17 protein-coding genes are annotated in these 17,359 nt (G+C 70.7%); 7 read left to right on the top strand and 10 right to left on the bottom strand.

What is annotated here, in order from left to right:
• Window positions 1–7 precede the first annotated feature (7 nt).
• Entirely contained in the window at window positions 8–697 is a 690-nt protein-coding gene (locus CG723_RS15355) for an RDD family protein (protein WP_100593964.1), read from the bottom strand.
• A 99-nt stretch (window positions 698–796) separates the two neighbouring features.
• Window positions 797–2,365, bottom strand: coding sequence for an RDD family protein (locus CG723_RS15350; protein ID WP_100593963.1), 1,569 nt, complete (start codon window positions 2,363–2,365; stop codon window positions 797–799).
• A gap of 222 nt (window positions 2,366–2,587) precedes the next feature.
• On the opposite strand from CG723_RS15350, the gene CG723_RS15345 reads away from it, so the two are divergent.
• On the top strand, window positions 2,588–3,067 hold the full coding sequence (locus tag CG723_RS15345) for an SsgA family sporulation/cell division regulator (RefSeq protein ID WP_100593962.1): 480 nt from the start codon (window positions 2,588–2,590) through the stop codon (window positions 3,065–3,067).
• A gap of 56 nt (window positions 3,068–3,123) precedes the next feature.
• On the opposite strand, the gene CG723_RS15340 is transcribed toward CG723_RS15345, so the two are convergent.
• On the bottom strand, window positions 3,124–4,494 hold the full coding sequence (locus CG723_RS15340; RefSeq protein ID WP_100594294.1) for an FAD-binding oxidoreductase: 1,371 nt from the start codon (window positions 4,492–4,494) through the stop codon (window positions 3,124–3,126).
• A 108-nt stretch (window positions 4,495–4,602) separates the two neighbouring features.
• Here CG723_RS15340 and CG723_RS15335 point away from each other — a divergent pair, with 108 nt between their 5' ends.
• On the top strand, window positions 4,603–6,282 hold the full coding sequence (locus CG723_RS15335) for a tetratricopeptide repeat protein (protein ID WP_100593961.1): 1,680 nt from the start codon (window positions 4,603–4,605) through the stop codon (window positions 6,280–6,282).
• An 83-nt stretch (window positions 6,283–6,365) separates the two neighbouring features.
• Here CG723_RS15335 and nthA read toward each other — a convergent pair whose 3' ends face one another.
• Genes nthA through hppD form a run of 4 tightly spaced genes read right to left on the bottom strand, consistent with a single transcriptional unit; the run spans window position 6,366 to window position 8,713 of the window.
• Window positions 6,366–6,953 (bottom strand): nitrile hydratase subunit alpha, encoded by a 588-nt coding sequence (gene nthA, locus CG723_RS15330; RefSeq protein WP_199841785.1) that lies wholly within the window; start codon window positions 6,951–6,953, stop codon window positions 6,366–6,368.
• Window positions 6,953–7,228 (bottom strand): SH3-like domain-containing protein, encoded by a 276-nt coding sequence (locus CG723_RS48940; protein WP_100593959.1) that lies wholly within the window; start codon window positions 7,226–7,228, stop codon window positions 6,953–6,955. The genes nthA and CG723_RS48940 overlap by 1 nt, the downstream gene beginning before the upstream one ends.
• Window positions 7,221–7,505 carry an SH3-like domain-containing protein gene (locus CG723_RS48935; RefSeq protein ID WP_100593958.1) on the bottom strand — a complete coding sequence of 95 codons (285 nt, stop codon included), beginning with the start codon at window positions 7,503–7,505 and terminating at the stop codon, window positions 7,221–7,223. Before CG723_RS48935 ends, CG723_RS48940 begins: the two co-directional genes overlap by 8 nt.
• 53 nt (window positions 7,506–7,558) lie before the next feature.
• Entirely contained in the window at window positions 7,559–8,713 is a 1,155-nt protein-coding gene (hppD, locus tag CG723_RS15315; protein ID WP_100593957.1) for a 4-hydroxyphenylpyruvate dioxygenase, read from the bottom strand.
• Between the two features lie 122 nt (window positions 8,714–8,835).
• On the opposite strand from hppD, the gene CG723_RS15310 reads away from it, so the two are divergent.
• The 5 genes from CG723_RS15310 (at window position 8,836) to CG723_RS15290 (ending at window position 13,198) form a co-directional block, all read left to right on the top strand.
• A complete protein-coding gene (locus CG723_RS15310) occupies window positions 8,836–9,306 on the top strand; it encodes an Lrp/AsnC family transcriptional regulator (protein ID WP_100594293.1) in 471 nt (156 codons plus the stop codon).
• A gap of 134 nt (window positions 9,307–9,440) precedes the next feature.
• Entirely contained in the window at window positions 9,441–10,088 is a 648-nt protein-coding gene (locus CG723_RS15305) for an ABC transporter permease (protein WP_100593956.1), read from the top strand.
• A gap of 79 nt (window positions 10,089–10,167) precedes the next feature.
• A complete protein-coding gene (locus CG723_RS15300) occupies window positions 10,168–11,373 on the top strand; it encodes a betaine/proline/choline family ABC transporter ATP-binding protein (protein ID WP_234374350.1) in 1,206 nt (401 codons plus the stop codon).
• Complete coding sequence (locus CG723_RS15295; RefSeq protein WP_100593954.1) at window positions 11,370–12,233, top strand: ABC transporter permease; 864 nt, start codon at window positions 11,370–11,372, stop codon at window positions 12,231–12,233. Before CG723_RS15300 ends, CG723_RS15295 begins: the two co-directional genes overlap by 4 nt.
• Window positions 12,230–13,198, top strand: a complete 969-nt coding sequence (locus CG723_RS15290; RefSeq protein WP_100593953.1) for a glycine betaine ABC transporter substrate-binding protein — start codon at window positions 12,230–12,232, stop codon at window positions 13,196–13,198. The genes CG723_RS15295 and CG723_RS15290 overlap by 4 nt, the downstream gene beginning before the upstream one ends.
• Window positions 13,199–13,211: 13 nt before the next feature.
• Here CG723_RS15290 and CG723_RS15285 read toward each other — a convergent pair whose 3' ends face one another.
• The 3 genes from CG723_RS15285 to CG723_RS15275 form a co-directional block, all read right to left on the bottom strand.
• Window positions 13,212–14,009 (bottom strand): S16 family serine protease, encoded by a 798-nt coding sequence (locus CG723_RS15285; protein WP_100593952.1) that lies wholly within the window; start codon window positions 14,007–14,009, stop codon window positions 13,212–13,214.
• Between the two features lie 335 nt (window positions 14,010–14,344).
• The gene (locus CG723_RS15280) at window positions 14,345–14,986 is read right to left on the bottom strand and encodes an IclR family transcriptional regulator (protein ID WP_100593951.1); all 642 of its coding nucleotides are present in this window, start codon (window positions 14,984–14,986) and stop codon (window positions 14,345–14,347) included.
• A gap of 361 nt (window positions 14,987–15,347) precedes the next feature.
• Window positions 15,348–17,153: a DEAD/DEAH box helicase gene (locus CG723_RS15275; RefSeq protein WP_100593950.1), complete on the bottom strand. Its 1,806-nt coding sequence runs from the start codon at window positions 17,151–17,153 to the stop codon at window positions 15,348–15,350.
• Between the last annotated feature and the right edge of the window lie 206 nt (window positions 17,154–17,359).

Below are 17,359 nucleotides of genomic sequence, written 5' to 3'. Positions count from 1 at the left end.
CGCCTGCTCAGCCGGTGCTGACCACCACCGTCTTCGCGGCCTTGTCGTGCAGGCCCTGCTTGTAGGGCTTGTCGAAGAAGCTCCAGCCGCCGCAGATCGCGGTCCAGATGCAGGCGCAGCAGAACACCGCCGGCAGCCACAGGACCGCGGCGCGCACCAGGTTGGTCTGGACGCTGGGCGTGGCCCCGTCGTTGAGGTTCGCCACGCGCAGCTTGAGCAACCGCTTGCCCAGGGTCTGGCCGGTCCTCGCGGTCATGAACGTGTCGTAGCCGATGTAGAGGACCGCGGCGAGGACGGACTGGCCGAACTGCTTGCCGTACACGATCTTGTCGGGGTTCGTCTGGTACTCGGCGATCCCGAACGCCCAGGACAGCAGCCCCACGACGATGCTGACCAGGATGATGTCGATGATCCGCGCGAGCACGCGCTTGCCGCTGTCCGCCAGGGGCGGCATCCCGGCCAGCGGGTCACTCCCGTAGGGATCACCCCCGTAGGGGCCTCCTTCTCCACCACCACCGCCGTACGGGGGCGGCGGGGTGCCGCCGGGCGGGGGCGGCGCGGAGTCGTACGGGTTCCCCGGGCCGTTCCCCGGGCCGTCGTACGGTGAGCCACCGCCGCTCTGGGACGGCGGCGGCTTCCTGAACGGGTCGTCTTCCGGGGGCTGGCCTGAGCCGGGGGGCGGCGGTTCGGTGCTCATGGCCCGAGTCGACCGCGAACCCCCCGATTCCGCATCCGGCGAGCCGCCGTCCGGGGTACGACGGCTCGCCCGTGCGGGGGCCGGGCGGGACGGCCGGGGTCAGCCCGCGACGAACGTACGGGCCGCCTTGTCGTGCCAGCACTGGCGCCAGGGCCGGTCGAACAGGCACCACAGCACGCCGACGACCCCGATGGCCAGCAGGCCCGTCACGCTGTACACCAGCCAGCGCCGCAGCGCGGCGCCGAACGTCGGCGCCGCGTGCTCCTCGATGTCCCGCACCTGGAGCCCGCACACCTTCTTGCCCAGGGTGCGGCCCCACTTGGCGGTCGGCAGGGCCTCGTAGAGGACACCGGCGACGAGGAGGACGGCGAGGACGATGCCGAGGTAGGCGCCGGTCGTGCCGTCCAGCAGCCAGACCGTGGCCTGGCGGCCCGACGCCTTCGCCGCGTCGATCTTCCCGTCGATGTGGTCGACGGCCTTGGTGCCGAGCGGGACGGCCGCCACCGCGGTGATTGCGCCGAGCACCACCGTGTCGATGAGCCGCGCCGCGAGACGCTTGCCGGGCCCGGCGGGCCGCGCCGACGCCTGCGCCTGGGCTGCCGCCAGGAACGGGTCGCTGGCCACGGGCTTCCACGGCGTGACGGGGCCTTCCGGCTCCGCGGGTTCGCCTGCGGCGGGCCGAGCGGACTGGCCGAGCTGTCCGGACTGACCGGGTTGGGCGAGCTGGTGCACCTGCTGCGCCCAGGACGGCGAACCGCCGCCGGGCCCGGAGGTCATGGGGGTGGCGGAGGCGGCAGCGGCCTGCGGCGGGACCGCACCCGGGCGACCGGCCTGGGGCGCGTGGGGCTGGAGCGGGGCGGCTTGTGGAGCCTGCGCCTGGTGGGCTGGAGGTTGCTGAGCCGGCCCCTGCGGGGCGAAGCCCTGATGGGGCAGGGGCTGGGAGTTGGCCTGTTGGGGCGCGGGCTGCTGGGCCTGACGGCCCTCAACCTGCTGACCCTGCTGGCCCTGGTGGCCCTGGTGGCCCTGCGCGTGCCGACCGGCCGCCTCCTGGGAGGCCGGCCCCTGGCCCTGCGCCACAGGCCCTTGCGCCGCAGGCAGCTGCTGCCCCGGCACCTGCGGAGCTGACAGCGCTCGCATCGTCATCGTGCCCTCGGGACGGTCCACGGACGGGGTGGGGCGGCGGAACGTTACGGTCCCGTCCGTGGGCGGCGTCGGGGGCTCCGGCTGTGCGGGGCGGGCCGTGAGCGCGCCGTCCGTGCGCTCCTCCTGCGGCGGAGCAGGCACGCGTGGGTCGGCGCCCCAGGACACGCGGCGGTCCTGCTCGCCGCCGAAGCCGGTCTGGTGGGACGCGTCCGCCTGCCATGCCGTGGCGGGTTCGGGTGCGGCCGGCTCGTCCGAGTACCGCTCCGGCTCCTCGTCGAGGAAGACCGGGCCGGTCTCCTCGACGGGCAGAGGCGAAGGAGAGGGCGAAGGGGAAGGGGAAGGGGCGGGGGCCGGGGTCACCCCGGCGGGGGCGGCGAGGGGTTCGCCGTCGGACGGGGCCGGGCGGCTCGTGCCGGGCACCCACGCGGCACCGTTCCAGTACCGGACATATCCGGGAATGGACGGGTCGGGGTAGTACCCGTCGCGGGGCCTGTCGTCGCCGGGGGCCGGAGTTGGGGCGCTCATGTCCGTCGTCCCGTATCTGCTCGGGGGTTTTGTTGGGGGTCCACATCTATCAGACCACCGCCCGCCCCCGGGCGGGTCCGCCCGTACGGACCACTTTCCGGGGACGCCGGAAAAACTTTCCGGAACTCGCGTAATGCTCCGCGCCCTTCGCCCTCTCTCCTTGCACGGGCCCGCTCTCGCGGGCCCCCCGCACGACCCGTACGAGGAGAGGAAACGCACGACATGCACACCGTGGTGGAACGTGAACTCGAGCTGAGGCTCGTCCTGTCGCCCGAGCGCAGCATCCCCGTCCCTGCCCGGCTCACCTACCGGACCGACGATCCGTACGCCGTCCACATCGCCTTTCACATCGGCTCCGAGAACCCGGTCGACTGGACGTTCGCGCGCGAGCTGCTGGTGGAGGGGGTGTTCCGGCCGTGCGGGCACGGGGACGTGCGCGTGTGGCCGACGAAGGTCGACCGCCGCAGCGTCGTGCTCATGGCGCTGAGTTCACCGGACGGCGACGCGCTCCTGGAGGCGCCCGCCGCCGCCGTGTCCTCGTGGCTGGAGCGGACGCTGCGGGTGGTCCCTCCGGGCTCTGAGTCCGAGCGGCTCGGCATCGACGACGGCCTCGCCGAGCTGCTCGCCCCCACCCCGGGCCGCGCCGACGAGCTGTGGCTGCGCGACCCGTGGCCCTCGGACGAGTCGAAGGACGGTGAGTGAGCGTGCGTCCCACGGGGGTGGATGCGAGCAGAGGAACGAACCAGGGGTGGCGGGCGTCAGAAGAGCTTGCCCGGGTTGAGCAGGCCGAGCGGGTCGAAGGCTGCCTTGACGGCGCGCTGCATCTCGATGCCGACCGGGCCGAGTTCGCGCGCCAGCCACTCCTTCTTGAGGACGCCGACACCGTGTTCGCCGGTGATGGTCCCGCCGAGTTCGAGACCGAGCGCCATGATCTCGTCGAAGGACTCGCGGGCCCGCCGGCCCTCGTCGGCGTCCTGGGCGTCGAAGCAGACGGTGGGGTGCGTGTTGCCGTCGCCCGCGTGGCAGCAGACGCCGATCGTCAGGTCGTACTTCTCGGCGATACGTTCGACGCCACTGAGCATCTCGGCGAGCCTCGAGCGCGGCACGCACACGTCGTCGATCATCGTCGTGCCCTTGACCGCTTCGAGCGCGGTGAGTGAGAGGCGCCGGGCCTGGAGCAGGAGTTCGGACTCCGCTGCGTCCTCGGCGGGGACGACCTGGGTCGCGCCCGCGGCTTCGCACAGGGCGCCGACGGCGGCGAGGTCGGCGGCCGGGTCGAGGGTGTCGAAGGCCGCGAGGAGCAGCGCCTCCGTGGTCTCGGGCAGCCCCATGTTCGCCATCGCGTTGACGGCCTTCACGGTCGTACGGTCCATGAGTTCGAGCAGTGACGGGACGTGACCGCCCTCCATGATCTTGCAGACCGCGTCGCAGGCGGCGTCCGTGGAGGCGAATTCGGCGGCCAGGACCAGTTGCTGCGGCGGCTCGGGCCTGAGCGCGAGCGTGGCCCGCACGACGATGCCGAGGCTGCCCTCGGAGCCGACGAACAGACGCGTGAGGTCGTAGCCCGCGACGCCCTTGGCGGTGCGGCGTCCCGTGGACAGGAGCCGGCCGTCGGCGAGGACCACGTCGAGCCCGAGGACGTACTCCGCCGTCACCCCGTACTTCACGCAGCACAGGCCGCCCGATGCCGTGCCGATGTTCCCGCCGATGGTGCACATTTCCCAACTGGACGGGTCCGGCGGGTAGTAGAGGCCCTTTTCGTTGACGGCGCGGGAGAGCGCGGCGTTGATGACGCCCGGCTCGACGACCGCGATCCTGTCGACGGTGCTGATCTCCAGGATGCGGTCCATCTTGACCAGGGACAGCACGATGCAGCCCTCGGACGCGTTGGCCGCGCCGGACAGGCCCGTGCGGGCGCCCTGCGGGACGACCGGGACGCGGAGCTCGGTCGCCGTGCGCATCACGTGCTGGACCTGCTCGACGGTGCGGGGCAGCACCACGACGGCGGGCGCGCCCGCGTCGCAGAAGCTGGCCATGTCGTTGGCGTACGAGGCCGTGACGTCGGGGTCGGTGAGGACCGCCCCGGACGGGAGGCCTTCCTGAAGTCGTTCGGTGAGTGTGCGGCTCATGATCACAGCGTCGCACTCGGGGCCATCGGTGTGAACCCGTCTGAGACGGCCTTCACGTGCCGGGATGTTGCCGTGATGTGCTCTTCGTATTCACGCACAGTGTGCGCCATGAAGACCGAGGACATCGAGGAGATCGAAGCGGAACGGCCGGCTTCGGCCACTGGGCCCGAGCCGGGGCGCCGACTGGCCCCACTGGTGAAGCGCGTGCTGATCGGCACCGTCGCGGGGTCCGTGGTGCTCGGCGGCATCCTGCGGGTGCTGCCCTCCTCGCCGGGGCGCGCCACGCCGCCCGCGCCGGGGTCCGCCGGACACGCGGTGATCGCGGCGGCCGAGGGGGCCGCCGCGTCGCTGCCCGATCTGACGGCTCTCATCAGGGGGCGCGAGTCGTATCTGCGGGCCCATCCGCGTGACGACCGGTCGTGGGCGGTGCTCGGGGCCGCCTACGTGGAGCGGGGGCTGCGAACGGCCGACTCGGCGTACTACCCGAAGGCGGAGCGCGCCCTGCGGACCTCGCTGAAGACGCGGCCCGCCGGGAACGTGGACGCCCTGAACGGGCTCGCCGCGCTCGCCAACGCGCGGCACGACTACCGCGCCGCGAAGAAGTGGGGCGAGGCGTCTTTGAAGCTGGCGCCGAAGCGGTGGACGACGTATCCGCTGCTGATCGACGCCTACGGGCAGCTCGGGGACTACAAGGCCGTGGACCGGGCCCTGGCGAAGCTGACGGAGCTGGGCTCGGGCGCGGCCGTGATGGCACGCAAGGGGCAGGTCTACCGGGACCGCGGCTGGCGTGACGACGCGCTCGCGTCGCTGACCGACGCGGCGGTGCTCGCCTCGACGCCCTCCGAGCAGGCCGCGTGTCTGCACCGGGTGGGTGAGCTCGCGTGGGAGCGGGGCGAGCCCGCGGAGGCGCTGAACTACTTCACCCAGGCCCTCGCGGCCGACCCCGACCACGACGCGTCGCTCGCCGGGAAGGGCCGCGCCCTGACGTCGCTGGGCCGTACGACGGAGGCGATCCAGGCCTACCGGAGCGTGCTCACCAAGCGCCCGCGGCCCGAATACGCCCTGGAACTGGGTGAGTTGTACGAGTCGATCAGGTTCGGCGACGCGGCGAAGGCACAGTACGACCTGCTGCGGAAGCGAGTGGACGTGGACGGGGCGAACGGGGTCGACGACTCGCTCCTCCTCGGCCGGTTCGAGGCGGACCACGGGGACCCGCGGGCGGCCGTGACCCGGCTGCGGGCCGACTGGGAGCGGGCGCCGAGCGTGCAGACCGCGGACGCGCTCGGCTGGGCGCTGCACAAGGCGGGCGACGACAAGGAGGCGCTGAAGTACGCGAAGCGCGCGACGGACCCGGAGCACGGGGGCACCGTACGCAGTGCGCTGATCGCCTACCACCGGGGGGAAGTGGAAAGGGAGCTGGAGCTGGACGGCCCCGCCCGCCGGCACATCGGCGAGGCCCTGCGCATCAACCCGGCGTTCTCGCCGCTCCTGGCCCCGCTCGCGAAGGAGGCGCTGGCCGCGCTGGGCGACCCCTCGGCCGGCGGGCCCGAGAAGGTGCGGGGGACGGAGGCGAACGCGGCACAGGCTCCGGGCCCCCACGCGGCGCCCCGGAGCTCGGCCCCCGAGCGCCCCGGATCCCGGCGCCCGGCGAGCGGAAGCCCCGCGACGCGCCCGGCCGCCCCCGTCGCGCCGCCCAGGTCAGCGGCCCCGCCGGCCACGCCTCCGGCGGCCCCGGCCCCGGCCAAGCCGTCGCCCCGGCAGGCTCCTCGGGAGTCCCCAGGCGCGTGACCACGGCCCCCTGAAGCACACCCGGCTTGGGCCTTTCGTCTGGATCAGGCCCCGCGAGCCCGGCATGATCCAGACGAGAGGCCCTAAATCACACCCGTCCCGATGAGCCCGTTCCGCGTGATCAGGGACGCCAGTGCCGCCTCGCTCAGGCGGTCCGTTCCCGCGGGGCGCCTCGGCAGGACCATGTACCGCGTCTCCGCGCTGGAGTCCCAGACCGTGATGTCCACGGTCTCCGGCAGTGTCACGCCGAACTCGGCGAGGACGCCGCGCGGGTCCCGCACGACGCGGGAGCGGTACGCCTCGCTCTTGTACCAGCCGGGCGAGGGCCCGAGCAGGCGCAGGGGATAGCAGGAGCACAGCGTGCAGACGATGACGTTGTGGGTGTCGGCGGTGTTCTCGACGACACGCAGCCGCTGCTTCTGGACTCCCCCGGCGGCGAAGCCCAGTTCACCCACCGCCGCGGTGCCGTCGGCGAGGAGCCGCTCGCGGTAGGCCGGGTCGGCCCACGCGCGGGCCACGACCTTGGCGCCGTTCACGGGCGAGGCGCCCGCCAGGAACCCGTCGATGACCTCGTCGACGGTGTCGCCCCCGACGATGCCCCGCGTCTCCAAGAGGCTCTCCAGTCGCCGAACCTGACGGGAGATCACCGCGTCCTCGTGCGTGCCGGACATCACTCGGCCTCCCTCAGATAGCTCTCCGACAGGTCGAGCACGACGTGGTGGTCGCCCTCGCCCCACAGCTCGCGCGCCGCGAACCGGACCGCGTAGATCATCTCGACGGGGGCGTCGTCCCGCCCCTGCGCGCGCACGTCGGCGAGCGGCGCCCGGCCCTCCGGCTCGACCACGACGCCGCGCTTGCCGCGGGCGTACCGCGGCAGGCGCGTGTGGTGCGGCGGGTCGTGCGGGTACGTGCGGACGTGGGCGCCGGCCGCGAACCGGTCAGTCATCGCGCAGCGCCCCTTCCTCGATGACGCCCTTGCGTTCGAGGAGCGTGCGGATCGCGTGGAACCACCGCTCGTAGTACGAGGCCGCGAGGTACTCGCCCGGCGGCATCGTCTCGATGGCGTCCCTGAACTCGTCGAGGTTGAAGACCCCCTTGACGAGGAGCGCGCGCTGGAGGGCGAAGACGCGCGCCTCCCAGTCCGCGTGAAAGGGCTCGGCGTCGTCGCTGGTGTCGATGGCGCCGAACCCTGTCATGCCGCCCACGTCATTGATCCTGGCCATGAGGCCAGCCTAGGACGTGTGCCTACGGAGTGCCCCCAGGGATCTGCAGGTCCCTACAGATTGCCGCGCTTGTCCTGCTCGCGCTCGATCGCCTCGAAGAGCGCCTTGAAGTTGCCCTTTCCGAAGCCCATCGAGCCGTGCCGCTCGATCATCTCGAAGAAGACGGTCGGCTTGTCCTGGACCGGCTTGGTGAAGATCTGCAGCAGGTAGCCGTCCTCGTCGCGGTCGACGAGGATCTTCTGCTCGCGCAGGGTCTCGACGGGCACGCGCGTCTCGCCGGCCCACTCGCCGAGGGTGTCGTAGTACGAGTCGGGGGTGTCGAGGAACTGGACGCCCGCGGCGCGCATGGTGCGTACGGACTCGACGATGTCGTTCGTGGCGAGCGCGATGTGCTGGACGCCGGCGCCGCCGTAGAACTCCAGGTACTCGTCGATCTGGGACTTCTTCTTGGCGATGGCCGGCTCGTTGATCGGGAACTTGACCTTGAGCGTGCCGTCCGCGACGACCTTCGACATCAGGGCGCTGTACTCGGTCGCGATGTCGTCGCCCACGAACTCCTTCATGTTCGTGAAGCCCATGACCTTGTTGTAGAACGCCACCCACTCGTTCATCCGGCCGAGCTCGACGTTGCCGACGCAGTGGTCGATGGCCTGGAAGGTCCGCTTGGCCGGCGGCGCGACGACCGGCTCGGCCGCCGCGAAGCCGGGCAGGTACGGGCCGTCGTACCCGGTGCGCTCGACGAGCGTGTGGCGGGTCTTGCCGTACGTGGCGATCGCGGCGCGCACGACGGTCCCGTGCTCGTCCTTGGACTCGTACGGCTCCGTGATGCCGCGGGCGCCGTGCTCGACGGCGTACGCGTACGCGGCGCGGGCGTCCGGGACCTCGATGGCGAGGTCGACGACGCCGTCGCCGTGCTCGGCCACATGGTCGGCGAGGAACTGGCCCCAGTCGGTGGAGACCTTGATGACGGAGGTGAACACGAAGCGGGCGGAACCGTTCGTGAGCACGTAGGAGGCCGTCTCGCGGCTGCCGTTCTCCGGGCCCGAGTAGGCCACGAGCTTCATGCCGAACGCGGTCGAGTAGTAGTGGGCGGCCTGTTTGGCGTTGCCCACGGCGAAGACGACCGCGTCCATTCCCTTCACCGGGAAGGGGTCGGCCTCGCGCGCGGTGTCGGGGGTGGTCTGGATGTTCGCAGAAGTAGCTGCCATGGCCCGAGGCTCCCCCCGAACCACAAGGTGCGCAATAGTTCGAGATTCCGGTGGTCAATCTGCTCAGCGGATCGTCAATATGGGCAGGCGATCTGTACAGGATGACCACCCCGGAGGCCCGCATGGCGATCGATCATCTGGACGGGCAGCTGATCCTGCTGCTCGCGCGCGAGCCCCGTATCGGGGTGCTTGAGGCGTCCCGGCGGCTGGGGGTCGCGCGCGGCACCGTTCAGGCGCGCCTCGACCGGCTTCAGTCGAACGGAGTCATCCGCGGCTTCGGACCTCAGGTGGACCCGGCCGCCCTCGGCTATCCGGTCACGGCGTTCGCCACGCTGCAGATCCGGCAGGGTCAAGGACCCGACGTCAGGGCGCACTTGACGACCGTCCCCGAGGTCCTCGAACTCCACACGACGACCGGCACCGGCGACATGCTGTGCCGTCTCGTGGCCCGCTCGAACGCCGATCTCCAGCGGGTGATCGACCGGGTCGTGGGTTTTGATGGCATCGTCCGGGCTTCCACCGCGATCGTCATGGAGAACCCCGTTCCGCTGCGGATCATCCCGCTCGTGGAGCAGGCCTCGTCGGATTCCTGACGCGCACGTCCTTGTCGCTCGCGGTGTCCGCCCGGACGAGGTGAGTGCCGGCGCTGCGTCTTCCCGGGGACAACCCCGGACCACCGGCTGAAGCCGGCCGGACGACAGCCCGGCGCAAGGAGGTGAGGCCGCCCGTGAACTTCTGGGACTACATCAGCGCAGCCCATCAGCAGCTGCTGGCGGACGCCTACCAGCACGCCAGCGTGGTCTTCCAGTGCATGGTCGTCGCGACCGTCATCGGCGTGGTGATCGGCGTGGTCACCTACCGCAGCGAGTGGGCGGGCAACCTCGCCACCACGACGACCTCGACCATCCTGACGATCCCCTCGCTCGCCATGATCGGTCTCCTCATCCCGATCGTCGGCCTCGGCGTCCCCCCGACGGTCATCTCGCTCACCCTGTACGGGCTGCTGCCCATCGTGCGGAACTCGATCGTGGGCCTGCGGGGCGTGGACCCCGCGCTGATCGACGCGGCGAGCGGCATCGGCATGTCCCGCATGGCCCGGCTCGCCAAGGTGGAGCTGCCGCTGGCCTGGCCGCCGATCCTCACCGGGATCCGGGTCTCCACCCAGATGCTGATGGGCATCGCCGCCATCGCGGCCTACGCGTCCGGACCCGGGCTCGGCAACGAGATCTTCCGCGGCATCGCGTCCCTGGGCAGCAAGAACGCCTTGAACCAGGTGCTCGCGGGCACGGTCGGCATCATCATCCTCGCGCTCCTCTTCGACGCCGCGTACGTCCTCATCGGCCGCCTGACCATCCCGAGGGGGATCCGTGTCTGATTCCTTGCCCGAGACCCCCACGGCGACCGCCACCGCCGACGGCGGCGCCGGGGAGCCCGGCTCCACGACGGGGGCGACGATCGAGCTGGAGAACCTCACCAAGCGCTACCCCGGATCCGCCGCGCCCGCCGTGGACAACGTCAGCCTGGAGATCAAGGCGGGCGAGACCGTCATCTTCGTAGGGCCCTCGGGTGGCGGTAAGACCACCCTCCTCAAGATGATCAACCGGCTCATCGAGCCGACCAGCGGCCGTATCAGGATCGGTGGCGAGGACGTCACGGACATGGACCCGGTGAAGCTGCGGCGCAAGGTCGGCTACGCGATCCAGTCCTCGGGCCTCTTCCCGCACATGACGGTCGCGCAGAACATCGCCCTGGTGCCGAAGATGGTCGGCTGGTCCAAGTCGAAGATCAAGGCGCGCGTCGAGGAGATGCTGGACCTGGTCGGCCTCGACCCGGGCGAGTTCCGCGGCCGGTATCCACGCCAGCTCTCCGGAGGTCAGCAGCAGCGCGTGGGCGTGGCACGGGCGTTGGCGGCCGACCCGCCCGTACTCCTGATGGACGAGCCGTTCGGCGCCGTCGACCCGATCACCCGCGACCACCTCCAGGACGAGCTGATCCGCCTCCAGCGCGAGCTGCACAAGACGATCGTCTTCGTCACCCACGACTTCGACGAGGCGATCAAGATCGGCGACCGCATCGTGGTCCTGCGCGAGCGCTCGCACATCGCCCAGTTCGACACCCCCGAGGCCATCCTCACCAACCCCGTCGACGACTTCGTGTCCGGCTTCGTCGGCGCGGGCGCCGCCCTCAAGCGCCTCAACCTCAGCCGCGTACGGGACGTGGAGGTCACCGACTACCCGACGGTCCAGGTCGACGACCCCCTCCAGACCATCTTCGACAAGCTGCGCGACGCGGGCACCAACGAACTGCTCCTGCTCGACAAGCGGCGCCGCCCCTACAAGTGGCTGCGGCGCGGCGACCTGATGCGCGCCAAGGGGTCACTGGCCCGCGCGGGCACCCTCGTGCACGACACGGTGACCCGGGACGCGACCCTGCGCGACGCGCTCGAAGCGGTCCTGATCGACAACGCGGGACGCGTCGCGGTCACCGGGCGGCGCGGCGAGTACGAGGGCGTCGTCGACATGGAGACGCTGATGAACTCCGTGCACGAACTCCTGGACGCCGACCGGCTCGAGGCCGTGGAGCACCAGCACGAACTGGAGGAGCTGCGGGCCCAGCAGACCCATCAGGAGCAGGAAGGCGAGGGGGGACTGAAGGCGTGAACACCCCCAAGTCGCCTCCGGACAAGCGTCCGGAGGGCGAGCACGAGGTAAAGGGCGTCGCGTTCCGCGACGAGGGCGAGGCCGAGCAGGAGGCGCCACCACCGCCGCCGGTCCGCGAGAAGCGCCGGATCTCCTGGCAGAAGCTCACGTTCCTGCCGGTGGTGATCGCAGCCGTGCTGCTGGCCACCTGGCTGTGGTTCCAGCAGGCCACCCTGGACACGATCACCGAGAACGCCATCTCGGGCGGTCAGGTGTGGAAGCTCGTCAAGCAGCACATCTACCTGACGGTGGTCTCCACGTTCTTCGTGCTGATCATCGCGATCCCGCTGGGCATCCTGCTGACCCGCAAGATGTTCCGCAAGGCGACCCCGGTCGCCCTCGCCTTCGCCAACATGGGCCAGGCCACCCCCGCGATCGGCCTGCTCGCCCTGCTGGTGATCTGGCTGGGCATCGGCCGGCGGTCGGCCCTGATCGGCATCATCATCTACGCGATCCTGCCCGTGCTCTCCAACACCATCGCGGGCCTGAAGGCGAACGACCCCACACTCCTCGAATCGGCGCGCGGTATCGGCATGTCACCGTTCGGCGTCCTCACCAAGGTCGAACTCCCGCTGGCCGTGCCGCTGATCCTCGCGGGCGTGCGCACGGCGCTCGTCCTGAACGTCGGCACGGCGACCCTCGCCACGTTCGGCGGCGGTGGCGGACTCGGCGTCCTGATCACCACCGGCATCACCAACCAGCGCATGCCGGTCCTGGTGCTCGGCTCGGTCCTGACCGTCGCGCTGGCCCTGCTCGTGGACTGGCTGGCGTCGCTCGCCGAACTCCTTTTGCGGCCACGCGGACTGGAGGTGCGGACATGAGGCGTACGTACCGTGCGGCGGCGGCAGCGGGCCTCGTCGCGTCACTGCTCGCCGGCTGCGGGCTGACCAGCGGCAGCCCGCTGGTCGACGACGTGAAACCCGGCTCGATCGGCAAGGGCGAGCCGCTCAAGGGCGCCAACATCACCGTCACGTCCAAGGAGTTCACCGAACAGCTGATCCTCGGCGCCATGATGGGCATCGCCTTCAAGGCGGCCGGCGCCGACGTCCTCGACCGCACCGGCATCCAGGGCTCCATCGGCGCCCGCGAGGCCATCAAGAGCGGTGACGCGGACGGGATGTACGAGTACACGGGCACGGCCTGGATCACCTACCTGGGCAACTCCCACCCCATCCCCGACCCACAGAAGCAGTGGCAGGCCGTGCACGACGCCGACCTCAAGAACGGCATCACCTGGCTGCCGCCGTCCGAGCTCAACAACACGTACGCCCTGGCCATGAACGAGGCCAACTTCAAGAAGTACGGCACGAAGACCCTCTCGGACGTGGCCGCCCTCGCCAGGAAGAACCCCAAGGCCGTAACGCTGTGCGTGGAGAGCGAGTTCGCCAACCGCGCGGACGGGCTGCATGGCATGGAGAAGGCGTACGGCATGAAGATCCCGACCGCGAACGTCACGCAGATGGACACCGGGATCATCTACACGCAGGCCGCGAAGGGCACCTGCACCTTCGGCGAGGTCTTCACGACCGACGGCCGCATCAGGGCGATGAAGCTCAGGGTGATGGCGGACGACAAGCACTTCTTCCCGAACTACAACGCGGCCCCGGAGATGAACACCAAGTCCCTGGAGAAGTATCCGGCGATGGCGACGGTCATCGAGCCGATCACGAAGAAGCTCAACAACACGGTCGCGCAGGAGCTGAACGCGAGGGTCGACGTCGACGGCCAGGACCCGCACAGCGTGGCGAAGGACTGGCTGGTGAAGGAGGGGTTCGTGACGGAGTGAGCCGGCCCCGGGTCTAACAGCTGGGGACCTTGCTCCCGTCACCCTTGTCCAGGGCCGTCAGCGCCGAGACCGCACCCTGGAGCGTCGTCACGGGGATCAGCCGCATGCCCTTGGGCACCTCGGCCTTGGCGTCGCCGCACTCCGCCCTCGGCACCAGGAACACCTTGGCGCCGTCGCGCCAGGCGGCCTGCGTCTTGAGCGACACCCCGCCGACGGCGCCGACCTTCCCGCCGGAGGTGATGGTGCCCGTACCGGCGATGGAACGGCCGCCCGTGAGATCGCCCCCGCTGCCGTTGCCGTCCAGCTTGTCGACGATGCCGAGGGAGAAGAAGAGCCCCGCGCTCGGCCCGCCGACGTCAGCGAGCTGGAGGTCCACCTTCACCTCGTTCGGGGACTTGCCCAGAAAGCCGAGCGCGGCCTCGGTCGCGGAATCCTGCGACTTCTTCATCTCGCCGAGGTTGTGCTGCTCGATCTCCTTGGTGGAGTCGCCCGAGGGGTATACGGCGTCGCGGGGCATGACGGCACGGTCCGTACGGAACCAGCTGTCGACGACGTCACCCAGACTCACCTCCGCGTCGGGCCCCGTAGCGACGATCGTCACCATCCGCAGCTTCCCCGACGTGTCACGGGTGGGCGCCCCGGAGATCTCGATGACGGGCTTCCCCTTCGAATCCCCGAGCACATCGGTGGTCGGCCCGGGCTGAGCGATGGCGAACGGCAACGGCGCAAACCCCGCTACGGCAAGCAGAGCCACCACAGGCAATGCACAAACGGCAAGGGCCCTGGTCCGAGAAATCCGAGAGAGAAGCACGGGCCCAATCTAACGCGAGGGCCAGACGGGACGAGGGCGCCCCATAGGGGCGCGGGGAACCGCGTACCCAGCCACAACCGGCCCGCAGCCAACACGGACCGGTTGTTCGAGGGGCGCGCGGAACCGCGCGACCAACCACACCCAGGCCCGCAGCCAACAACGGACCGATTGTTCGAGGGGCGCGGGGAACTGCGCAACCAGCCGAGACGAACCCGCAGAAGACAACGGACCGCCGACAAGGGGCGCGGGGAACTGCGCAAAACCCCCGGCACTGATACCCCGCACAAATAACCGGCACGCAGCGCGCCCAGCGCACCGCGCCCAGCACACCGCGCCTAGCGCAACGCGTCGGCAACCTCCCGCGCCGCATCAAGAACCCGCGGCCCCACCCGCTCAGGGACGGAGTCCGAAAGCATCACAACCCCCACACTCCCCTCAAGCCCGCTCACCCCCACCAACGGCGCCGCAGCGCCACAGGCACCGGCCTCAAGCTCCCCATGCGTCAGCGTGTAGCCAGGCTCAGGCACCAGCCCCTGCCGCGCAGCGAGTATGGCGCGGCCCGCGGCCCCCCGGTCGAGCGGATGCCGGAAACCGGCCCGGTACGCCACGTGATAGTCCGTCCAGGTCGGCTCGACGACGGCCACGGCGAGCGCCTCCGAGCCATCGACCAGCGTCAGATGCGCGGTGGCCCCGATGTCCTCGGCAAGGGATCGCAGCGCCGGCAGCGCAGCCTCCCGCACCAGCGGATGCACCTGGCGGCCCAGGCGCAGCACGCCGAGCCCCACCCGCGCCCGGCCGCCGAGGTCACGGCGGACCAGGGCGTGCTGTTCGAGCGTGGCGAGCAGGCGGTACACGACGGTGCGGTTCACGCCGAGCTTGTTGGACAGCTCGGTGACCGTCAGCCCGTGGTCGGTGTCGGCGAGCAGCTTGAGGACACGCAGTCCCCGGTCGAGCGTCTGGGAGGTCTCCGCGGTCACGACGCCCACTCCTTAGTGGTGAAGGCGGCGGCCCCCTCCGCGGCGGTTGCGACGCCGGTCCCGTGGGCGACGCGCGTCAGAGGCCGCCGGTCGGCAATCGACCCGGTTCGGATGGTCCCGGGCGGAGGCGCATGGCGCACCGGCTGCGCTCCGCGGCGGCTCTGCCACGGGGCGTGTGCGTTGCCGGGAATGTAGCGAGGTCGTCCCGCTCAGCGGAAGACTCCGTCCAGAATCCGGGCAGTAACTATCCTGACCTGTACCGATTGCCCCGTTACGCGGGGCACGATCAACAGAGTGTGCACCACCTCTGCACGTAGCGCACACGGTTCCCCGGTCCCGCGCAACGCCTCTGAAGAAGACGTCACTTCATGCGGGTGGCCCACTCCTGGACCTTCGTGATGCGCTGCCTCAACTGCCCGGCCGTGGCCTCCGCGCTCGGCGGCCCCCCGCACACCCGCCGCAGCTCGGTGTGGATGACGCCGTGCGGCTTCCCGCTCTGATGCACGTACGCGCCGACCATCGTGTTGAGCGACTTGCGGAGTTCGAGGAGCTCCTTGTGCGAGACGACGGGCCGCCGCTCGGCCGGCATCTCGAGGAGATCGGCCTCGCTGTCGGGCCTCTTCTTGCTGTGCGCGATCTGCCGGGCCTGCCGCTTCTGGAGCAGCATCTGCACCTGGTCGGGTTCGAGGAGCCCGGGAATGCCGAGGTAGTCCTGCTCCTCCTCGCTGCCCGGGTGCGCCTGCATGCCGAACTCGGCACCGTCGTAGAGGACCCGGTCGAACGTCGCCTCGGACTCGAGCGCCTCGAAGGAGAACTGCTCCTGCTCCCCCGTGTCCTCGTCCTCCTGCTTGTTCGCCTCGTCCATCTCCTTCTCGGACTCGGCGTAGGGGTCCTCCTCCCCGTCCTTCTTCGGCTTGTCGAGCACGTGGTCGCGCTCGACCTCCATCTCGTTGGCGAAGCCGAGGAGGTCGGGGACGGTGGGCAGGAAGACGGACGCGGTCTCGCCGCGCCGCCGCGAACGCACGAAACGGCCCACGGCCTGCGCGAAGAAGAGCGGGGTCGAGATGGTCGTCGCGTAGACGCCCACGGCGAGCCGGGGCACGTCGACGCCCTCGGACACCATGCGGACAGCGACCATCCAGCGGTCGTTGCTCCCCGAGAAGTCGTCGATCCGGTTCGACGCGCCGGTGTCGTCGGAGAGGACGGTGGTGGGCTTCGTGCCGGTGATCTCCCGGATCAGCTTGGCGTAGGCGCGGGCAGAGTCCTGGTCGGCGGCGATGACGAGACCGCCGGCGTCCGGGATGCCCTTGCGGACCTCGGTGAGCCGCTGATCGGCGGCGCGCAGCACGCTCGGCATCCACTCGCCGCGCGGGTCGAGGGCCGTACGCCAGGCCTGGCTGATGGCGTCCTTGGTCATGGGTTCGCCGAGCCGGGCGGCGATCTCGTCACCGGCCTTCGTGCGCCACCGCATGTTGCCGCTGTAGGAGAGGAAGATGACGGGCCGCACGACGCCGTCGCCGAGCGCACTGCCGTATCCGTACGTGTAGTCGGCGGAGGAGCGCCGGATGCCGTCCTTGCCCTCTTCGTACTGGACGAAGGGGATGGGGTTGGTGTCGGAGCGGAACGGCGTACCGGTGAGGGCGAGGCGGCGGGTGGCCGGCTCGAAGGCCTCCAGGCACGCCTCACCCCACGACTTGCTGTCACCGGCGTGGTGGATCTCGTCGAGGATGACGAGGGTCTTGCGCTGCTCGGAGCGGTTGCGGTGCAGCATCGGCCGCACGCCCACACCCGCGTACGTGACGGCAACGCCCTGGTACTCCTTGCTGAGCGGCCCCGCGCTGTACTCCGGGTCCAGCTTGATCCCTATGCGCGCGGCGGCTTCGGCCCACTGCTTCTTCAGGTGCTCGGTCGGCGCGACCACGGTCACCTGCTGCACGACATGGTGGTGCAGCAGCCAGGACGCGAGGGTGAGCGCGAACGTCGTCTTGCCGGCGCCCGGGGTGGCGACGGCGAGGAAGTCTCGCGGCTGCTCCTGGAGGTACCTCTCCATGGCCCCTTGCTGCCAGGCACGCAGCTTGCCCGCGGTGCCCCAGGGGGCGCGGCCGGGGAAGGCGGGTGAGAGGTGGTGGGAGGAGGCGGAAGAGGCGGTGGCGGCGGTGGTAGTCACGGTCTCCGGTTTTGACGCAGGTACGGGCGCGGGTGCGGCTGCGAAGTACTGACGCAGGCTGCGGGGTGCTGACGCGGGCTTCTGACGCTGGGAGTACGCACTTTGACGCTCGGGGTACGTACGACAACCGGGCCACCCTACCGGTGGGGCGGTCAGGCCAGCGGGGGAACAGCACCGGGGCACCGCGCGATGCGACCCGTTTCACA

The sequence above is a fragment of the Streptomyces sp. CB01635 genome (assembly GCF_002803065.1).
In the GTDB taxonomy this organism is placed as follows: domain Bacteria; phylum Actinomycetota; class Actinomycetes; order Streptomycetales; family Streptomycetaceae; genus Streptomyces.
This window is presented reverse-complemented; position numbering and strand designations above follow the sequence as displayed.

Coding starts and splice junctions, on each gene's coding strand:
- CG723_RS15355 (WP_100593964.1), bottom strand. CDS start 697: ATGAGCACCGAACCGCCGCCCCCCGGCTCAGGCCAGCCCCCGGAAGAC.
- CG723_RS15350 (WP_100593963.1), bottom strand. CDS start 2,365: ATGAGCGCCCCAACTCCGGCCCCCGGCGACGACAGGCCCCGCGACGGG.
- CG723_RS15345 (WP_100593962.1), top strand. CDS start 2,588: ATGCACACCGTGGTGGAACGTGAACTCGAGCTGAGGCTCGTCCTGTCG.
- CG723_RS15340 (WP_100594294.1), bottom strand. CDS start 4,494: ATGAGCCGCACACTCACCGAACGACTTCAGGAAGGCCTCCCGTCCGGG.
- CG723_RS15335 (WP_100593961.1), top strand. CDS start 4,603: ATGAAGACCGAGGACATCGAGGAGATCGAAGCGGAACGGCCGGCTTCG.
- nthA (WP_199841785.1), bottom strand. CDS start 6,953: ATGTCCGGCACGCACGAGGACGCGGTGATCTCCCGTCAGGTTCGGCGA.
- CG723_RS48940 (WP_100593959.1), bottom strand. CDS start 7,228: ATGACTGACCGGTTCGCGGCCGGCGCCCACGTCCGCACGTACCCGCAC.
- CG723_RS48935 (WP_100593958.1), bottom strand. CDS start 7,505: ATGGCCAGGATCAATGACGTGGGCGGCATGACAGGGTTCGGCGCCATC.
- hppD (WP_100593957.1), bottom strand. CDS start 8,713: ATGGCAGCTACTTCTGCGAACATCCAGACCACCCCCGACACCGCGCGC.
- CG723_RS15310 (WP_100594293.1), top strand. CDS start 8,836: ATGGCGATCGATCATCTGGACGGGCAGCTGATCCTGCTGCTCGCGCGC.
- CG723_RS15290 (WP_100593953.1), top strand. CDS start 12,230: ATGAGGCGTACGTACCGTGCGGCGGCGGCAGCGGGCCTCGTCGCGTCA.